The organism is Streptomyces sp. NPDC053076 (assembly GCF_044546845.1).
GTDB lineage: Bacteria > Actinomycetota > Actinomycetes > Streptomycetales > Streptomycetaceae > Streptomyces.
In genome coordinates, this window is record NZ_JBITZL010000002.1 from 242,677 (window position 1) to 257,929 (window position 15,253).

The 15,253-nt window shown below is 71.1% G+C and carries 6 protein-coding genes; 3 read left to right on the forward strand and 3 right to left on the reverse strand.

What is annotated here, in order from left to right; all coding sequences use genetic code 11:
• The first annotated feature begins 113 nt into the window (after positions 1-113).
• From ACIGYR_RS08425 to ACIGYR_RS08435, 3 genes are all read left to right on the forward strand, one after another.
• Complete coding sequence (locus ACIGYR_RS08425) at positions 114-3,824, forward strand: LamG domain-containing protein (protein ID WP_399596542.1); 3,711 nt, start codon at positions 114-116, stop codon at positions 3,822-3,824.
• 155 nt (positions 3,825-3,979) lie between these two features.
• Positions 3,980-10,585, forward strand: coding sequence for an RHS repeat-associated core domain-containing protein (locus ACIGYR_RS08430; protein ID WP_399596261.1), 6,606 nt, complete (start codon positions 3,980-3,982; stop codon positions 10,583-10,585).
• Positions 10,586-10,678: 93 nt separating this feature from the next.
• Positions 10,679-11,113, forward strand: coding sequence for a hypothetical protein (locus tag ACIGYR_RS08435; protein ID WP_399596540.1), 435 nt, complete (start codon positions 10,679-10,681; stop codon positions 11,111-11,113).
• Positions 11,114-11,208: 95 nt separating this feature from the next.
• Here ACIGYR_RS08435 and ACIGYR_RS08440 read toward each other — a convergent pair whose 3' ends face one another.
• Genes ACIGYR_RS08440 through ACIGYR_RS08450 form a run of 3 tightly spaced genes read right to left on the reverse strand, consistent with a single transcriptional unit; the run spans position 11,209 to position 15,247 of the window.
• Positions 11,209-12,369, reverse strand: coding sequence for an acyl-CoA dehydrogenase family protein (locus ACIGYR_RS08440; RefSeq protein ID WP_391845265.1), 1,161 nt, complete (start codon positions 12,367-12,369; stop codon positions 11,209-11,211).
• Between the two features lie 5 nt (positions 12,370-12,374).
• A complete protein-coding gene (locus ACIGYR_RS08445) occupies positions 12,375-13,298 on the reverse strand; it encodes a hydroxymethylglutaryl-CoA lyase (RefSeq protein ID WP_399596539.1) in 924 nt (307 codons plus the stop codon).
• A 17-nt stretch (positions 13,299-13,315) separates the two neighbouring features.
• Entirely contained in the window at positions 13,316-15,247 is a 1,932-nt protein-coding gene (locus ACIGYR_RS08450) for an acetyl/propionyl/methylcrotonyl-CoA carboxylase subunit alpha (protein WP_391845267.1), read from the reverse strand.
• Between the last annotated feature and the right edge of the window lie 6 nt (positions 15,248-15,253).

Here is a 15,253-nt window from a genome sequence, read left to right on the forward strand (position 1 = left end):
AGATCACATGAAAATGTGGGGGAGATGAGCCAATGCGGTTGCACATACGTGAAATAACGGAACGACGAAGACGAAGTCGAGGCGTGCTCGCCCTGACGACGGGCGTCACTTCGATGGCCCTCCTCGCGTCCCTGGGGCCGTTCACGGCGAGCGCCGCGGCGCTCGCGGGCACGGCGACGGCCGCGGCCGGCCGGGCCGGACTCGACCACGGCACCGCCGCCGCCCGCGCGGCTGCCACCGGTGAGCAGGTCGAGGTCACCGCCGAGCGGACGGAGTACTCGACGACGATGGCGAACCCGGACGGCACGTTCACGCTGACGCAGTCCGCGGTACCCCAGCGGGTGCACGACGAAGACGGCTCGTGGGACCCGGTGGACGCCACGCTGGTGCGGCACGCGGACGGAACCGTGGGCCCCAGGGCCGCGGTGGTGGACCTGTCGTTCTCCGGGGGCGGCGACACCGGCATGGTTCGCCTGGGCAACGAGCGGGGCTCGCTGCGGCTGAACTGGCCGGGCAAGCTGCCCGAGCCGCGCCTGGAGGGCGCGAGGGCCGTGTACCCGGAGGTGCTGAACGGTGTCGACCTGGAGCTGACGGCCACGGCGGAGGGCTACCGAGAGGTGCTCGTCGTCAAGTCCGCCCAGGCGGCGGCCAATCCGGCGCTGGAGCAGATCCGGCTGTCGGCCTCGACGACCGACCTGGAACTGACGCCGGGTGCCGGCGGTGGTCTGCGGGCGGTCGACGCGGACGGCAACACCGTGTTCAAGGGCCCGGCCGGGCAGATGTGGGACTCCGCGGGCCGGACCGCGGACGCCGCGGACGGCGCGCACACCCAACTGGCACGGGTCGCCGTGGCCGGCACGGGCGCCGCGGACTCCGCGAAGGCCGCCGGCACCGCCTCGGGGGAGGTGCCCGATCCGGTCGAGGAGGGCACCCAGCCCGGTGCCGGTGACGCCAGTGCGGTGATGCCGGTGAAGGTCACCGGTGACTCGGTCAGCGTCAAGCCCGACCTGGGGCTGCTGCGCGGTGACGACACCGTGTACCCGGTGCGGATCGACCCCTCGGTCGGTCTGGGGGTGTCGGAGCGGACCGTGCTGTCCTCCGACGGTGACAAGTTCTGGCAGTTCGACGGTGACTACGGCGTCGGCCGGTGCAGCGTGTCGGGCCCGTACTACTGCGGCAGCAACTACACCAACCGCATGTACTTCGAGTTCTCGCCCTCGAAGCTGGCCGGCAAGTACATCCTGGACGCCACCTTCCGTGCCCACGAGACGTGGTCCTTCAGCTGCGACCCCAAGTGGGTCGACCTGGAGCGCACCGACAACATCTCCGAGGGCACCCGGTGGCCGGGGCCGTCGCAGCTGGACCAGATGGGTGACCGGCTGGTCTCGGCGGGCCGGGGCACCCAGTGCAGCCCGGACCAGCCCGATGAGTGGATCGAGTTCAACGACAACCCGGACGAGTCCGACGAGAACCTCGCCTCCACCGTGCGCAGCTTCGCCGACGGCAAGATCTCGCGGCTGACGCTGATGCTGCGGGCCAAGGACGAGTCGGACCCCGAGGCGTGGAAGCGGTTCGACGACAACGCCGAGCTCAAGGTGAACTACGCCTTCAAGCCGGGTGTGCCGAGCAGCGTCGGGGTGATCCCGGGCGACGGCACCACCGCGTACTGCAAGACGTCCTCCTCCGACCCGCTCATCGTCACGCGGGTCGACCCGATGGTCCAGGCCCGGGTGCAGACCCAGGTCGAGGCGCACCTGGGTGACGAGGAGGGCTCGCTGCAGGCGGAGTTCGTCGTGGAACGCGGGGACGACGCGGCCTGGCACGAGGTGTGGACGGGATACCGCCCGGACAGCGGCTGGGACCCGGACGAGACCCTGGAGAAGCTGCGCACCTCCAACCGGGCCGACGGCGGCCTGTACCGGCTGCGCTCGCGCACCCAGTCGCACTGGTCCTACGGCGGCAAGTCCGGTGATCTGTTCTCGTCGTACTCCTCCTGGTGCTACTTCAAGATCGACTCGACGGCGCCGAAGGCCCCCACCATCACCACGGGCACCCCGTACACCCAGTGCACGGCCAACCTCTGCGAGGGCAAGGGCGGTCCGGGTACACCGGGCAGCTTCACCTTCGCCCCCAACGCCGCGGACAAGGACATCAGCGGCTACCGCTGGCGGCTGCTGACCACGTCGGCCAAGGACACCAAGGAGGTCACCGGGTCCAAGGTCACCGTCGGCAACGTGACACCGTCGCTGTCGGGCACGCAGGTGCTGTCGGTCGAGGCCAAGGACGTACGCAACCGCTGGGGCTCACCGGCCGAGTTCACCTTCAAGGTGGCCCCGGCGGCCGGGCCGACCGGCACCTGGCACTTCGACGACGCCCAGTCCGGCTCCACCGCGACCCTCGCCAAGGACACCGCGACCGAGGGCACCCGGCACGACGCCACCCTCTACACCGCCGGCGCCGGATGGTCCTCGCTGGCCCGCCGTGGCGACGCCGACTCCTCCCTGTGGCTGGACAGCACCGACCCGGCCAAGCAGCAGGGCTACGCGGCCACCGCCGCACCGGCGGTGAACACGAAGGACTCCTTCACCGTCTCCAGCTGGGTCTACCTCACGGACGCCTCACAGACCCGGGTGGTGATGACGGCTCCGGGCACCTACGGGTCGGCGTTCACCCTCTACTACTCGGCGAGCTACAAGAAGTGGGTGTTCAACCGGACGGCCGGTGACGTCAAGGACAGCCCCGTCTACCTGCGCTCGCTCGGCGACGCCACCAACCCGCCGCTGAAGGTGTGGACGCACCTGTCCGCGGTCTTCGACACCAAGAACGACACCGACAAGACGAACGACACCATCCAGCTGTTCGTCAACGGCCGGCCGCAGGGCAAGCCGGTGGTGCTCAACTCGCTGTCGAGTGCCTACCAGCCCTGGGTCTCCACCGGTGGTCTGCAGATCGGCCGCTCGCTGGTCGGCGGTACGTGGGGCGAGCACTTCCGCGGTCGTATCGACGAGGTCAACGTCTGGCAGCGCGTGCTGACCCCGGACGAGATCGCCGAGCAGGCGCAGTTGCTGCAGGACGGCGTGCCCGCCAACGAGTTGGTGGCCGCCTGGGACGCGGGCGCCTCCACCGGGACCCAGGTCAAGGAGGTCTCGTCGTACGGCGTCGGGAACATGACGCTGTCGGGCTCCGGCGCCACCCTGGACGGCGAGAACAACGCCCTGGTCCTGGACGGCAGCACCGGCTACGCGGCCATGACCGGACCGGTCGTGGACGAGAGCGGCTCCTTCACCGTCTCCACCCGGGTCAGGCTCGACGCCGCCAAGCTGGCCGGCAAGCCGGTCGGCTACCAGGCCCAGGTCGCCGCGCAGCAGGCCGGCGCGGGCGAGTCCTCCTGGGCGCTGTGGGTGGTCAAGCCCGCTGACGGCGTCTACCAGTGGAAGTTCACCCGCACCGCCGTCGGCAGCGACGGAAAGGTCACCCAGAGCGCCGAGGTGCCCGCCGGTGACGTCGCCGAGACCGACACCTGGGTCCAGGTCACCGGCGTCTTCGACGCCCAGGAAGCCTGGGAGTGGACCGACCCGAACGACGCCACCAAGACGGAGACCCGCTACGGCAAGCTCCACCTGTACGTCGGCGAGTTCGACCAGCCCTCCGAGGGCGCGGCCGGCTTCACCGCCCCGCAGTACGGCTCCGGCTCCCTCTCCGTGGGCCGCGGCAGCCAAGGCGGCACCACCGGGCACTACCTGCCCGGCGCCCTGGAGACCCTGCGGGTGTGGACCGGCGCGATGACCGCCGACCAGATCCGCTCGCAGGTCCTCGACGGCTGACCCGCCACCGGCCGGCCCGGGCGGAGAACCCGCCCGGGCCGGCCGGACGCGTCCGCGCGCCGATGAGCGCGTCCCGATTCCACGCGGGCCCTGCACACACCGTCACGCCGGGCCCCGCGCTGCACCCCATTTGACCTTTTCAGACAAGGGATTCCATGCCATATCGACCACCGGTGCGGCTCGTACCGGATCGCACCGGGCCCGCCCGGGTGCCCTGGCTGCGCCGGGTCAGCACGATCGTCAGCCTGAGCATGCTGCCCGGTCTGCTCGCGCCCGCCGCGGCGATAGCCGCCGACCGTGACCCGCTGGGCCGCCCCGAGCTGTCGGCGCCGCACGCCCAGGACGTGGTGCCGTTCAAGGCCAGGAACGACGCCAGGTCCGCGGCGACCGTGAAGTCCGCCGCGGAGGCGGACCGCAAGGCCGCCGCGCGCGCCGAGAAGGACCGGGCCCGCAAGACCGCCTGGCCCGCTCACGGCACCACCCGGCTGACCCTGCCCGCCGCCGGCGCCGCGAACGCCGAGGCCGGCGGACTGCCCGTCACCCTCGCCCCGCCGGCCGGACGGGGCAAGCCGCGCGCCGCCTCCGTCTCCGTCGAGGTGCTGGACCAGAAGACCGCCAGGGCTCTCGGCGTCAAGGGCGTCGTGCTCAAGGTGACCGGTCCCCGGGGCGGTGGCCGGGCCAGGCTCGGCATCGACTACTCGGACTTCGCCTCCGCCTACGGCGGTGACTGGGCCGGCCGGCTCTCCGTGCTCCGCCTGCCCGACTGCGCCGCCGATCCGGCCTCGGTGAAGACGGGCAAGTGCCGTTCCGCGACGCCGGTCCGCACCGTCAACTCCCGTGACACCGAACGCGTCACCGCGGACCTGGCGTTCAGCGCGGGTGCCTCCGCCAAGCCCGCCGCGAAGTCCACCGGGTCCGCGCCGGCCGCCCTGGCCGGCGGGCAGACGATGATGCTGGCCGTGGCCGCCGGCAGCGCCTCCGCCGACGGCGACTACAAGGCGACCCCGCTGTCCGCGTCCTCCACCTGGGAGGCCGGCAACAGCTCCGGTACCTTCACCTGGAGTTACCCGCTCAAGGCGCCTCAGGCCGCCGCCGGACCGGCCCCGCAGCTGGAGATCTCCTACGACTCGGGCAGCGTGGACGGCCGTACCGCGACCACGAACAACCAGGGCACCCAGGTCGGCGAGGGCTTCGACATCACCTCGTCGTACGTCGAGCGCAAGTACGGCTCCTGCGACGACGACGGCCAGGACGGCAAGTACGACCTGTGCTGGAAGTACGACAACGCCTCGCTGGTGCTCAACGGCAAGGCCACCGAGCTGGTCAAGGACGACACGACCGGCGAGTGGCGGCTGAAGAACGACGACGCCTCGAAGGTCACGCACTCCACCGGCGCGTCCAACGGCGACGACAACGGCGAGTACTGGACCGTCGTCACCGGCGACGGCACCAAGTACGTCTTCGGCCTGAACAAGCTCGACGGCGCGGGCACCGACGACCGCACCAAGTCGGTGTGGACCGTCCCCGTGTTCGGTGACGACGAGGGCGAACCGGGCTACTCCGACGGCACGTCGTTCTCGGGCCGCGACAAGAAGCAGGCCTGGCGCTGGAACCTCGACTACGTCGAGGACACCCACGGCAACGCCATGTCGTACTGGTACGAGGACGAGACCAACAACTACGACTTGCTGGGCGACGACAACACCGGTACGCCGTACACCCGTGGCGGCTACCTGAAGGAGATCCGCTACGGCCAGCGCGCCGGGGCCCTGTTCTCCGCCACCCCCGCCGCCTCGCACAAGGTCGTCCTCTCCTACGCCGAGCGCTGCGTCGCCTCCGGCACGGGCTGCGACTCGCTGACCGAGGACACCCGGGACAACTGGCCCGACGTGCCGTTCGACCGGATCTGCAAGGACGGCGACAAGTGCCCGTACCTGGACAGCCCGACGTTCTTCACCCGCAAGCGGCTCACCGGCGTCAGCACCTACGCCTGGGACGCGGCGGCGGCCACCCCCGCCTTCGCGCCCGTGGACAGCTGGGAACTCAAGCAGCTCTACCTCGACCCGGGCGACACCGGTGACTCCACCGACCAGTCGCTGTGGCTGGACGAGATCAGGCACACCGGCAAGCACGGCACCGACATCGCCCTCGACCCGGTCAAGTTCTCGCACGTCTTCCTGCCCAACCGGGTGGACAGCCCGAGCGACGACATCCTGTCCTTCGAACGGCCGCGGCTGAAGACGATCGTGTCCGAGACCGGCGCGCAGACGATCGTCGACTACATGCCGGCCGACTGCGTGGCCGGGCAGACCATGCCGCAGCCCGACGAGAACACCAAGCGCTGCTACCCCGTCTACTGGTCGCCCAACGGCGAGCAGACCCCGATCCTCGACTGGTTCCAGAAGTACCCGGTCAGCGCGGTGCGGACCACGGACCCGCTGGGCGGCTCCGAGGCAGTGCAGCACACCTACCAGTACTCCGGCGGCGGCGCCTGGCACTACAACGACGACCCGCTGACCCCCGCCAAGGAGCGCACCTGGTCCCAGTGGCGCGGCTTCAGCCGGGTCACCCACCTCACCGGCCCGTCCGACGGCGTCCAGTCCAAGACGGTGTCGGTGTTCCTGCGGGGCATGGACGGCGACCGCGTGCTCGGCTCCGACGGCAAGACCGTCGACCCGGACAAGCGCAAGACCGTCACGGTCACCGGTGTGAAGGCCGCCGAGATCACCGACTCCGACCAGTACGCCGGCTTCACGCGGGAGTCCGTCTCCTACGACGGCGCCGACGAGGTGTCCGGCACCGTCAACGACCCCTGGTCCAAGCGCACGGCCACCCAGCACAAGTCGTACGCCGACACCGAGGCGTACTACCTGCGCGTCGGTGCCTCCCACGCCCGCAACCGCATCACCAGCAAGCTGACGCCGTACGACCGGGTGCGCACCACGGCCACCACGTACGACGACTACGGCATGCCCGTCACCGTGGAGGACCGCGGCGACGACTCGGTGACCGGCGACGAGAAGTGCACCCGCACCTGGTACGCCCGCAACGAGGACACCGGACTGATCGCGCTGGTCTCGCGGACCCGGATCGTCGCCAGGGCCTGCTCGGTCGCCGACTCGGCGCTCGATCTGCCCGCCGACCACAGCCGTGCCGGTGACGTGGTGTCCGACAAGGCCACCGCCTACGACACCCTCACCTGGTCGCCCACGCAGAAGCCCACCAAGGGCGACGCCCGCTGGGCCGGCCGCGTCCAGGGGTACGGCGGCGACGACCAGCCGCAGTGGCAGCAGACGGCCGTCACCGAGTACGACGCGCTCGGCCGGCCCACCCTGGTCAAGAACGCCGACGACGTGACCGTCTCCACCACGGCCTACGACCCGCCGGCCGCCGGCCCGCTGACCAGGACGACGGTCGGCAACGCCAAGAAGTTCCAGACGGTCACCGCCAAGGACTTCGCCACCGGCGCGGACCTGAAGGTCACCGACGCCAACGGCAAGGTCACCGAGACGGAGTACGACAGCCTGGGCCGGGTCACCGGCGTGTGGCTGCCCAACCGCTCCCGGGCCCTGAACAAGTCCGCCAACTACGTCTACGGCTACAGCGTCAAGTCGACCTCGCTGCCCTGGGTGTCCAGCGCCTCGATCAAGGGCGACGGCTCCGGCTACAACACCACCTACGAGATCTACGACTCCCTGCTGCGCACCCGCCAGGTGCAGGCGCCGTCCGGCGTGGGCGGCCGGATCATCGCCCAGACCCTGTACGACGGACGCGGCCTGGCCGTGACCGCCCAGTCGGACATCTGGGACGACAAGTCCGCCCCCTCCGGCACACTGGTCCAGATCGACGGCGGCCAGGCGCCCAAGCAGACCGACACGGTCTACGACGGCATGGGGCGCGCGGTCAAGGCGACCACCAGGACCTACGGGGTCGCCAAGTGGTCGGTCGACACCACCTACCTGGGCGACACGGTCCTCACCAGTGCCCCGGCGGGCGGCTCGGCCGGTGCCGTCGTCACCAACGCGCTCGGCAAGACGGTCGAGCGCCGCGACTACGCCGGACCCAAGCCGACCGGTACCGACTTCATGACCACGCTCTACGGCTACGACGGCGCGGACCGGCAGAAGACGATCACCGCGCAGGACAAGTCCGCGTGGACGTACAAGTACGACCTCTTCGGCCGTCAGGTGTCGGTCACCGACCCCGACAAGGGCGAGACCGTCACCGAGTACGACGAGCTGGACCAGGCGGTCAAGTCCACCGATAGTCGCGGCAAGTCGCTGCTGTTCGAGTACGACGTCCTCGGTCGCAAGACCGGCATGTGGCAGACGTCCAAGACCGACGGCAACAAGCTGGCGGCCTGGACCTTCGACCAGCTCGCCAAGGGCCAGCAGGACACGGCCGTGCGCTACGACGGCGGAGTCACCGGCAAGGCGTACACCCAGCAGGTCACGGCCTTCGACGCCCTCTACAAGGTGACCGGGAACAAGCTGGTCCTGCCCTCCGGTGACCCGCTGGTCGCCGCGGGTGTGCCCAGCACCCTGTCCTTCTCCACCGGCTACAACCTCGACGGCACCGTGAAGCAGGCCGCCGCGCCCGCCGTGGCCGGGCTGCCCGCCGAGACCGTGTCGTACACCTACGACGCCCTCGGCCAGGTACAGACCGCCAAGGGCACCACGGGCTACCTCCAGGGGGTCGCCTACTCGCCGCTCGGTGACGCGCGCCAGCTGACGCTGGCCACCGACCCCACCAACGCGAAGAAGGTCTATCTCAACAACGACTACGAGGCCGGCACCCGCCGCCTGACCCGGTCGTACGTCACCGACGACGTGCACGGCTACATGCTCCAGGAGCTGAAGTACGGCCAGGACGACGCCGGCAACATCACGTCCGTCTTCGACGGCACCACGCTGGGCGGGGCGGGCAAGGAGGACTACCAGTGCTTCGCCTACGACGGCTACCGCCGGCTGAGCGAGGCATGGACGCCGAAGACCGCCGACTGCGCCGCCTCCGGCCGCAGCACGGCCAACCTCGGCGGGGCCGCCCCGTACTGGACGAGCTACCAGTACAACGACTCCGGACTGCGCTCCCAGCAGGTGGAGCACAGCGCCTCGGGTGACGTCACCACCGACTACAAGTACGGCACGGCCAAGGGCCAGCCGCACGCCCTCTCCTCGACGGTGAGCGGCTCGAAGACGGTGCCGTACACCTACGACAACACCGGCAACACCGAGACGAGGCCCGGTACGCAGGGCACCCAGACCCTGGTCTGGAACGCCGAGGGCGCCGTGGCCTCCGCGAGCGAGCCCGCCGCCGGCGGCAAGCCCGCGACCGGCACCGGCTACCTGTACGACGCCGGCGGGGAGCTGCTCGTCCGGCGGCCCACCACCACGGACGGCGAGACCGTCCTCTACCTCGGCACGACCGAGGTCCGGCTCAAGGTCAGCGGCAACGGCGCCACCAAGGCGCTGTCCGGCGCCCGCAGCTACAAGGCGGGCGAGACCGTCATCGGCGTCCGCACCTCGACCCCGGGGCAGACCGGCACGAAGCTCTGCTTCCTCGCCGGCGACAACCACGGCACGTCGAGCCTCGCGATCGCCTCGGACACGCTGGCCTACGTCAAGCGCTACACGGCGCCCTTCGGCGCACCGCGCGGCACGGCGTCCGGCAGCTGGCCCGACGACAAGGGCTTCCTCGGCAAGCCCGCGGACACGACGACCGGGCTCACCCAGCTCGGCGCCCGGCAGTACGACCCGGCCACCGGCCGGTTCCTCAGCGTCGACCCGCTGCTGGAACCGGACAAGCCGCAGACGCTCAACGGGTACGCCTACGCCAGCAACACTCCGGTGACCAACTCCGACCCGAGCGGCACCTCGGACGGCCTCGGCGGCATCCTCGGGGCCATCGGCGCCGTGCTCGGCGGCGTCCTCGGCGGTGTGCTCGGTGTGCTCGGCGCCGTGATCGACACGATCGGTTCCGGGGGCGGAGGCGGCGGAGGCGGCTACGGCACCGCGCCGACCGGCTCCAGCGGCTGGGTCGGCAGCGGTCAGCGCTGGCAGCCGGGAGCGACGTACAACTACATCACCAAGTCGTGGGACCTGCCGTTCAATCCGATCGGCAAGCCCGTCGACCTGTTCGCCGGCATCCCTGACTGGGGCATCACCTCGGACCCGAAGGCCGCCAACCAGTGGGAGCACTCGCGCTCGCTGTTCCTCGGCTGGCTGTGGGGCGGCGGCTACCCGCTCAGCGACCACCAGGACTTCCGCGGCGGCGACGCCTTCACGGCGATCCTGGCGGTCGACCCGACGGTCTCCGACCTGCGGGCGAAGCTCGTGGGACAGGCCCGGGACAAGGGGATGAAGGCTCCCTTCGCCAAGGAGGCCGCGCCGCTGGTGTACCAGGACAAGGGCCCTGATCCGGGCAGCCCCTGGTACCACTTCAACTCGCTGCGCGGAGCGGCCAACGACGTGCTCGGCGTGCTGACCAACGGCGGTCTGGGGACGGAGAACCAGGCGGACGCCTTCCTCGGCTCCTACAGCGGATCCGCCCAGATCAAGTCGATCAACAAGAAGGACAAGTCCGTCACGCTGAGTTTCCACGTGAACAACACATCCGACTGGCGGTCGGCGACCCACGTCATCCCCCGGTCCTGGAACCCCGCGTTCACCGACACCTTCGGCGCCGCGGTGAAGGAGGACTTCTCCTGGGAGGAGAAGTGGCCGCTCAACAGTTGCGTCAACTATTCCGACTGGCTCGAATGACCGGCGCACCCCGGTGACCCGGGGGGCCGGGGTCCCGACGGACCCCGGCCCCCCGGGTCCCGCCCCACCTCTAGGATGAAAAACGTGCTCAGAATGCTGACCCGTCCCCGCCGCGCCGCCGTCCTCGCCGTACCGCTCCTGCTCCTCGCCGCGTGTGCGTCCGAGGAGACCGCGACGGTACCGCTGGACCGGATCGTCGGCCGGTGGCAGGGGGCCGACGGCGAAGCGCTGTCCTTCTCGTCCGACCGGACGTTCACGTCGTCCGGTCTCGACTCCGGGAAGCTCGCGGACAGCAAGTGCCCGGGCGGCCCCTCCAAGGGCAGCTGGGGCTTCTTCACGGACGGCGACTCCGGCACCCAGGTCTCGAAGACGACGAAGTCCGGTTCATGGATCGGTCTCGGCTTCGAGCGGAAGTCCTGGCAGTGTGCCCTGCTCCTCGCGGTCGTCGACGACGGCAAGACCCTGTGCGCCACCGACGACCCCGACACCCCCTGCGGCCTCGACGTCCGCTTCACCCGGCGCAAGTGACCCCGGCGACCGCACGGTCCGTGACCCGGTGAGTCCCGGGCACGCCGACGGCCCGGACACCCCTTCACGGGTGTCCGGGCCGTCGGTCGTCGCCCTCAGCCCACGAGCCCCAGCTCCCGGGCGATCAGCATCCGCTGGACCTCGCTCGTGCCCTCGCCGATCTCCAGGATCTTGGAGTCGCGCCACATGCGGGCCACCGGGTACTCGTTCATGAAGCCGTAGCCGCCGTGGATCTGGGTGGCCTCGCGGGCGTTGTCGACGGCGACCGTGGAGGAGTACAGCTTGGCCAGGGCCGCCTCCTTCTTGAACGGCTCGCCCGCCACCAGGCGGGAGGCGGCGTCGCGCCAGGCCAGCCGGGCCGTGTGGGCCTTCATCTCCATGTCGGCGATCTTGAACTGGATGGCCTGGTTGGCGCCGATCGGACGGCCGAAGGCGTGGCGCTCCTTCGCGTACTTCACCGACTCGTCCACGCAGCCCTGGGCCAGCCCCGTCCCGAGCGCCGCGATCGCGATGCGGCCCTCGTCCAGGATGCGCAGGAACTGGGCGTAGCCACGCCCCTCTTCACCGAGCAGGTTCGCAGCCGGCACCCGCACGTCCTGGAAGGACAGCTCACGGGTGTCCGAGGCGTTCCAGCCGACCTTCGAGTAGGGCGCCGCCACCGTGAAGCCCGGCGTGCCGGACGGGACGATGATCGCCGAGATCTCCGGGCGGCCGTCCGGCTTGCGGCCGGTGACCGCGGTGACCGTGACCAGACCCGTGATGTCCGTGCCGGAGTTGGTGATGAAGCACTTCGTGCCGTTGATCACCCACTCGTCCGTGTCCGGGTCCAGGCGGGCCGTGGTGCGGGTCGCCCCGGCGTCGCTGCCGCCGTCCGGCTCGGTCAGGCCGAACGCGCCCAGGATCTCGCCGGCGCACAGGCGGGGCAGCCACTCGCGCTTCTGCTCCTGCGTGCCGAAGAGGTGCAGGGGCATCGCGCCCAGCGAGACACCCGCCTCCAGGGTGATGGCCACCGAGGAGTCCACCCGGGCCAGCTCCTCCAGGGCGATGCCGAGCGCCAGATAGTCGCCGCCCATCCCGCCGTACTCCTCCGGGAACGGCAGCCCGAACAGGCCCATGCGGCCCATCTCGCGGACGATCTCGTAGGGGAACTCGTGCCGCTCGTAGAAGTCGCCGATCTTCGGCGCCACGACGTCGTGCGCGAACTCCTCCACCGTGCGGCGGAGTTCCTCCAGCTCGGGGCTGAGACGGTGGTCCATGCTGATCACTGGTCCTTGTGGGAGAGAGCGCGGACGGTACGGGACGGGCTGGGCCGGTCCAGATGGGCGGCCATCCACACGCTGGTGGCGGTCAGACGGCCGAGATCGACCCCTGTCTCGATGCCGAGTCCGTGCAGCATCCATACGAGGTCTTCGGTGGCGAGGTTGCCGGTGGCGGACTTGGCGTACGGGCAGCCGCCGAGACCGCCGGCGGAGGCGTCCACCGTGGTCACACCGTGCTGGAGGGCTGCCAGGGTGTTGGCGAGCGCCTGGCCGTAGGTGTCGTGGAAGTGCACGCCGATCATGTGGGTCGGCACGCCCTCCTCGGTGAGCAGGCCGAGCAGTTCGCGCACATGGCCCGGGGTGGCCACGCCGATCGTGTCGCCGAGGCTCAGCTCGTCGCAGCCCATGTCCCGCAGGGCCGCGCAGACCCGGGCGACCTGGTGCGGCGGGACGGCACCCTCCCAGGGGTCGCCGAAGCACATCGACACATAGCCGCGCACGTGCACGCCCCGGTCCTTCGCCTGCCGGACCACCGGCGCGAACACGGCCAGCGACTCGTCCACCGTGCGGTTGAGGTTGGCCTTGGCGAAGGACTCGGTGGCGCTGGCGAACACGGCGACCCGGTCGGCGCCGAGCGCCAGTGCCCGGTCAAGGCCCCGCTGGTTGGGCACCAGCACCGGCAGCGCGACGCCCGGCAGGTCACTGACCATCGGGAACAGCTGCTCGGCGTCGGCGAGCTGGGGCACCCACTTGGGGTGCACGAAGCTCGTCGCCTCGATGGTGGTCAGGCCCGCGTCGGCGAGCCGGCGGATGAACTCCGCCTTGATCTCGGCCGGCACGGTCCGCTTCTCGTTCTGCAGTCCGTCACGCGCGCCGACCTCGTAGATCCGCACCCGCTCGGGCAGGTCCGGCGCCGGTACGACCATGGGCAGTCCCTCGGCGGTCACTGCGCCACCTCCTCGTGCGGTGCGATGACGGCCAGCACCTGGTCCATGGCGACCGTCGTGCCGGGCGCCACGTCCAGCTCGGCGACCGTGCCGGCGTGCGGGGCGGAGATGACGTGCTCCATCTTCATCGCCTCCACCACCAGCAGGCTCTGGCCGGCGGCCACCTCGTCGCCGACGGCCACCTTGACCACGGTGACCGTGCCGGGCATGGGCGCGGTCAGCGAGTCGGCGCCCGCGTGGGCCGCGCGGCCCAGCGAGTCCGCCACCGGGTCGTGGTCCCGCACGTGCCAGGCGTCGCCGTCCCGGCCGATCCAGTCACCGGCGCGGCGGAAGGCGTGCCGGACGCCGTCCAGGGTGACGCTCACCCGGTCCTCGCCCACGGTGTGGCTGCCGCGCGGGAGGTACGTCACCGGGTCCTGCACCCGCAGGTGGAAGGCGGGCGGCTTCGGGGTGCCGCCCAGCCGCCAGCCGCTCGGCACCGAGAAGGGGTCGGTCCAGCCGTCCGTACGGGGCTGCAGCTGCTGCATCCGTACGGCCGCCGCCGCCTCGTACACCTCCTCCGGCACCTCGGCCGGGACGAGCTCGTCCACCACCCGCTCCACCAGCCCGGTGTCCAGGTCCCCCTGGACGACGGACGGGTGGGCCAGCAGCCTGCGCAGGAAGCCCGCGTTGGTCTGCACGCCCAGCGTGACCGTCTCCGCGAGGGCCGCCCGGAGCCTGCGCAGCGCCGTCTCGCGGTCGGGGCCGTAGGCGATCACCTTGGACAGCATCGGGTCGTACAGGCTGCCCACCTCGGTGCCCTCGCTGAGCCCGGAGTCGGTGCGGACGCCCTCGCCCTGCGGCTCGTTCAGCAGCAGCACCGTGCCGCCGGACGGCAGGAAGCCGCGCGCGGGGTCCTCGGCGCAGATCCGCGCCTCGACCGCGTGCCCCGTCAGGGTCACGTCCTCCTGCGCGAAGCCCAGCTTCTCCCCGGCCGCCACCCGCAGCTGCCATTCCACCAGGTCCAGGCCCGTGATCAGCTCGGTGACCGGGTGCTCCACCTGGAGACGGGTGTTCATCTCCATGAAGTAGTACTGCGACGGGTCCCCGCCCGGCACGATGAACTCCACCGTGCCCGCGCCCCGGTAGCCGCACGAGCGGGCCGCCTGCACGGCCGCCTCGCCCATCGCGGCCCGGGTCGCCTCGTCGAGGAGCACGCTGGGCGCCTCCTCGATGATCTTCTGGTGGCGCCGCTGGAGCGAGCACTCGCGCTCGCCGAGGTGGACGACGTTCCCGTGGCCGTCGGCCAGCACCTGGATCTCGATGTGCCGGGGGCGGTCGATCCACCGCTCCACCAGGAGCGTGTCGTCGCCGAAGGAGGCGCGGGCCTCGCGGCGGGCGGCGGCGATCTCGTCGGCCAGCCTGCCGGCGTCCCGCACGAGCCGCATGCCCTTGCCGCCACCGCCGGCGGACGGCTTCAGCAGTACCGGCATCCCGATCTCCCGCGCCGCATCGGCGAGTTGATCGTCGCTCAGCCCGCTGCCGCTGGAGCCGGGCACCACCGGCACCCCGGCCGCCTGCACCGTCTCCTTGGCGCGGATCTTGTCGCCCATGAGCGCGATCGCGTCCGCCGACGGGCCGATGAACACCAGACCCGCCTCCTCGCACGCGCGCGCGAAACCCGCGTTCTCGGCGAGGAAGCCGTAACCCGGGTGCACCGCCTGGGCGCCGGTGCGGGCGGCGGCCTCGAGCAGCCGCTCCACCGACAGATAGCTCTCGGCGGCCGGCGCCGGACCGATCCGTACCGCCGTGTCGGCCTCCCGGACGTGCCGCGCGTCCGCGTCGGCGTCGGAGAAGACCGCCACCGAGCGCACGCCCAGCGAGCGGAGCGTACGGATGACGCGTACGGCGATCTCGCCCCGGTTGGCGACCAGCACTGTGTCGAACACGGTTCC

Coding starts and splice junctions, on each gene's coding strand:
- ACIGYR_RS08425 (WP_399596542.1), top strand. CDS start 114: ATGGCCCTCCTCGCGTCCCTGGGGCCGTTCACGGCGAGCGCCGCGGCG.
- ACIGYR_RS08430 (WP_399596261.1), top strand. CDS start 3,980: ATGCCATATCGACCACCGGTGCGGCTCGTACCGGATCGCACCGGGCCC.
- ACIGYR_RS08435 (WP_399596540.1), top strand. CDS start 10,679: ATGCTGACCCGTCCCCGCCGCGCCGCCGTCCTCGCCGTACCGCTCCTG.
- ACIGYR_RS08440 (WP_391845265.1), bottom strand. CDS start 12,369: ATGGACCACCGTCTCAGCCCCGAGCTGGAGGAACTCCGCCGCACGGTG.
- ACIGYR_RS08445 (WP_399596539.1), bottom strand. CDS start 13,298: ATGGTCGTACCGGCGCCGGACCTGCCCGAGCGGGTGCGGATCTACGAG.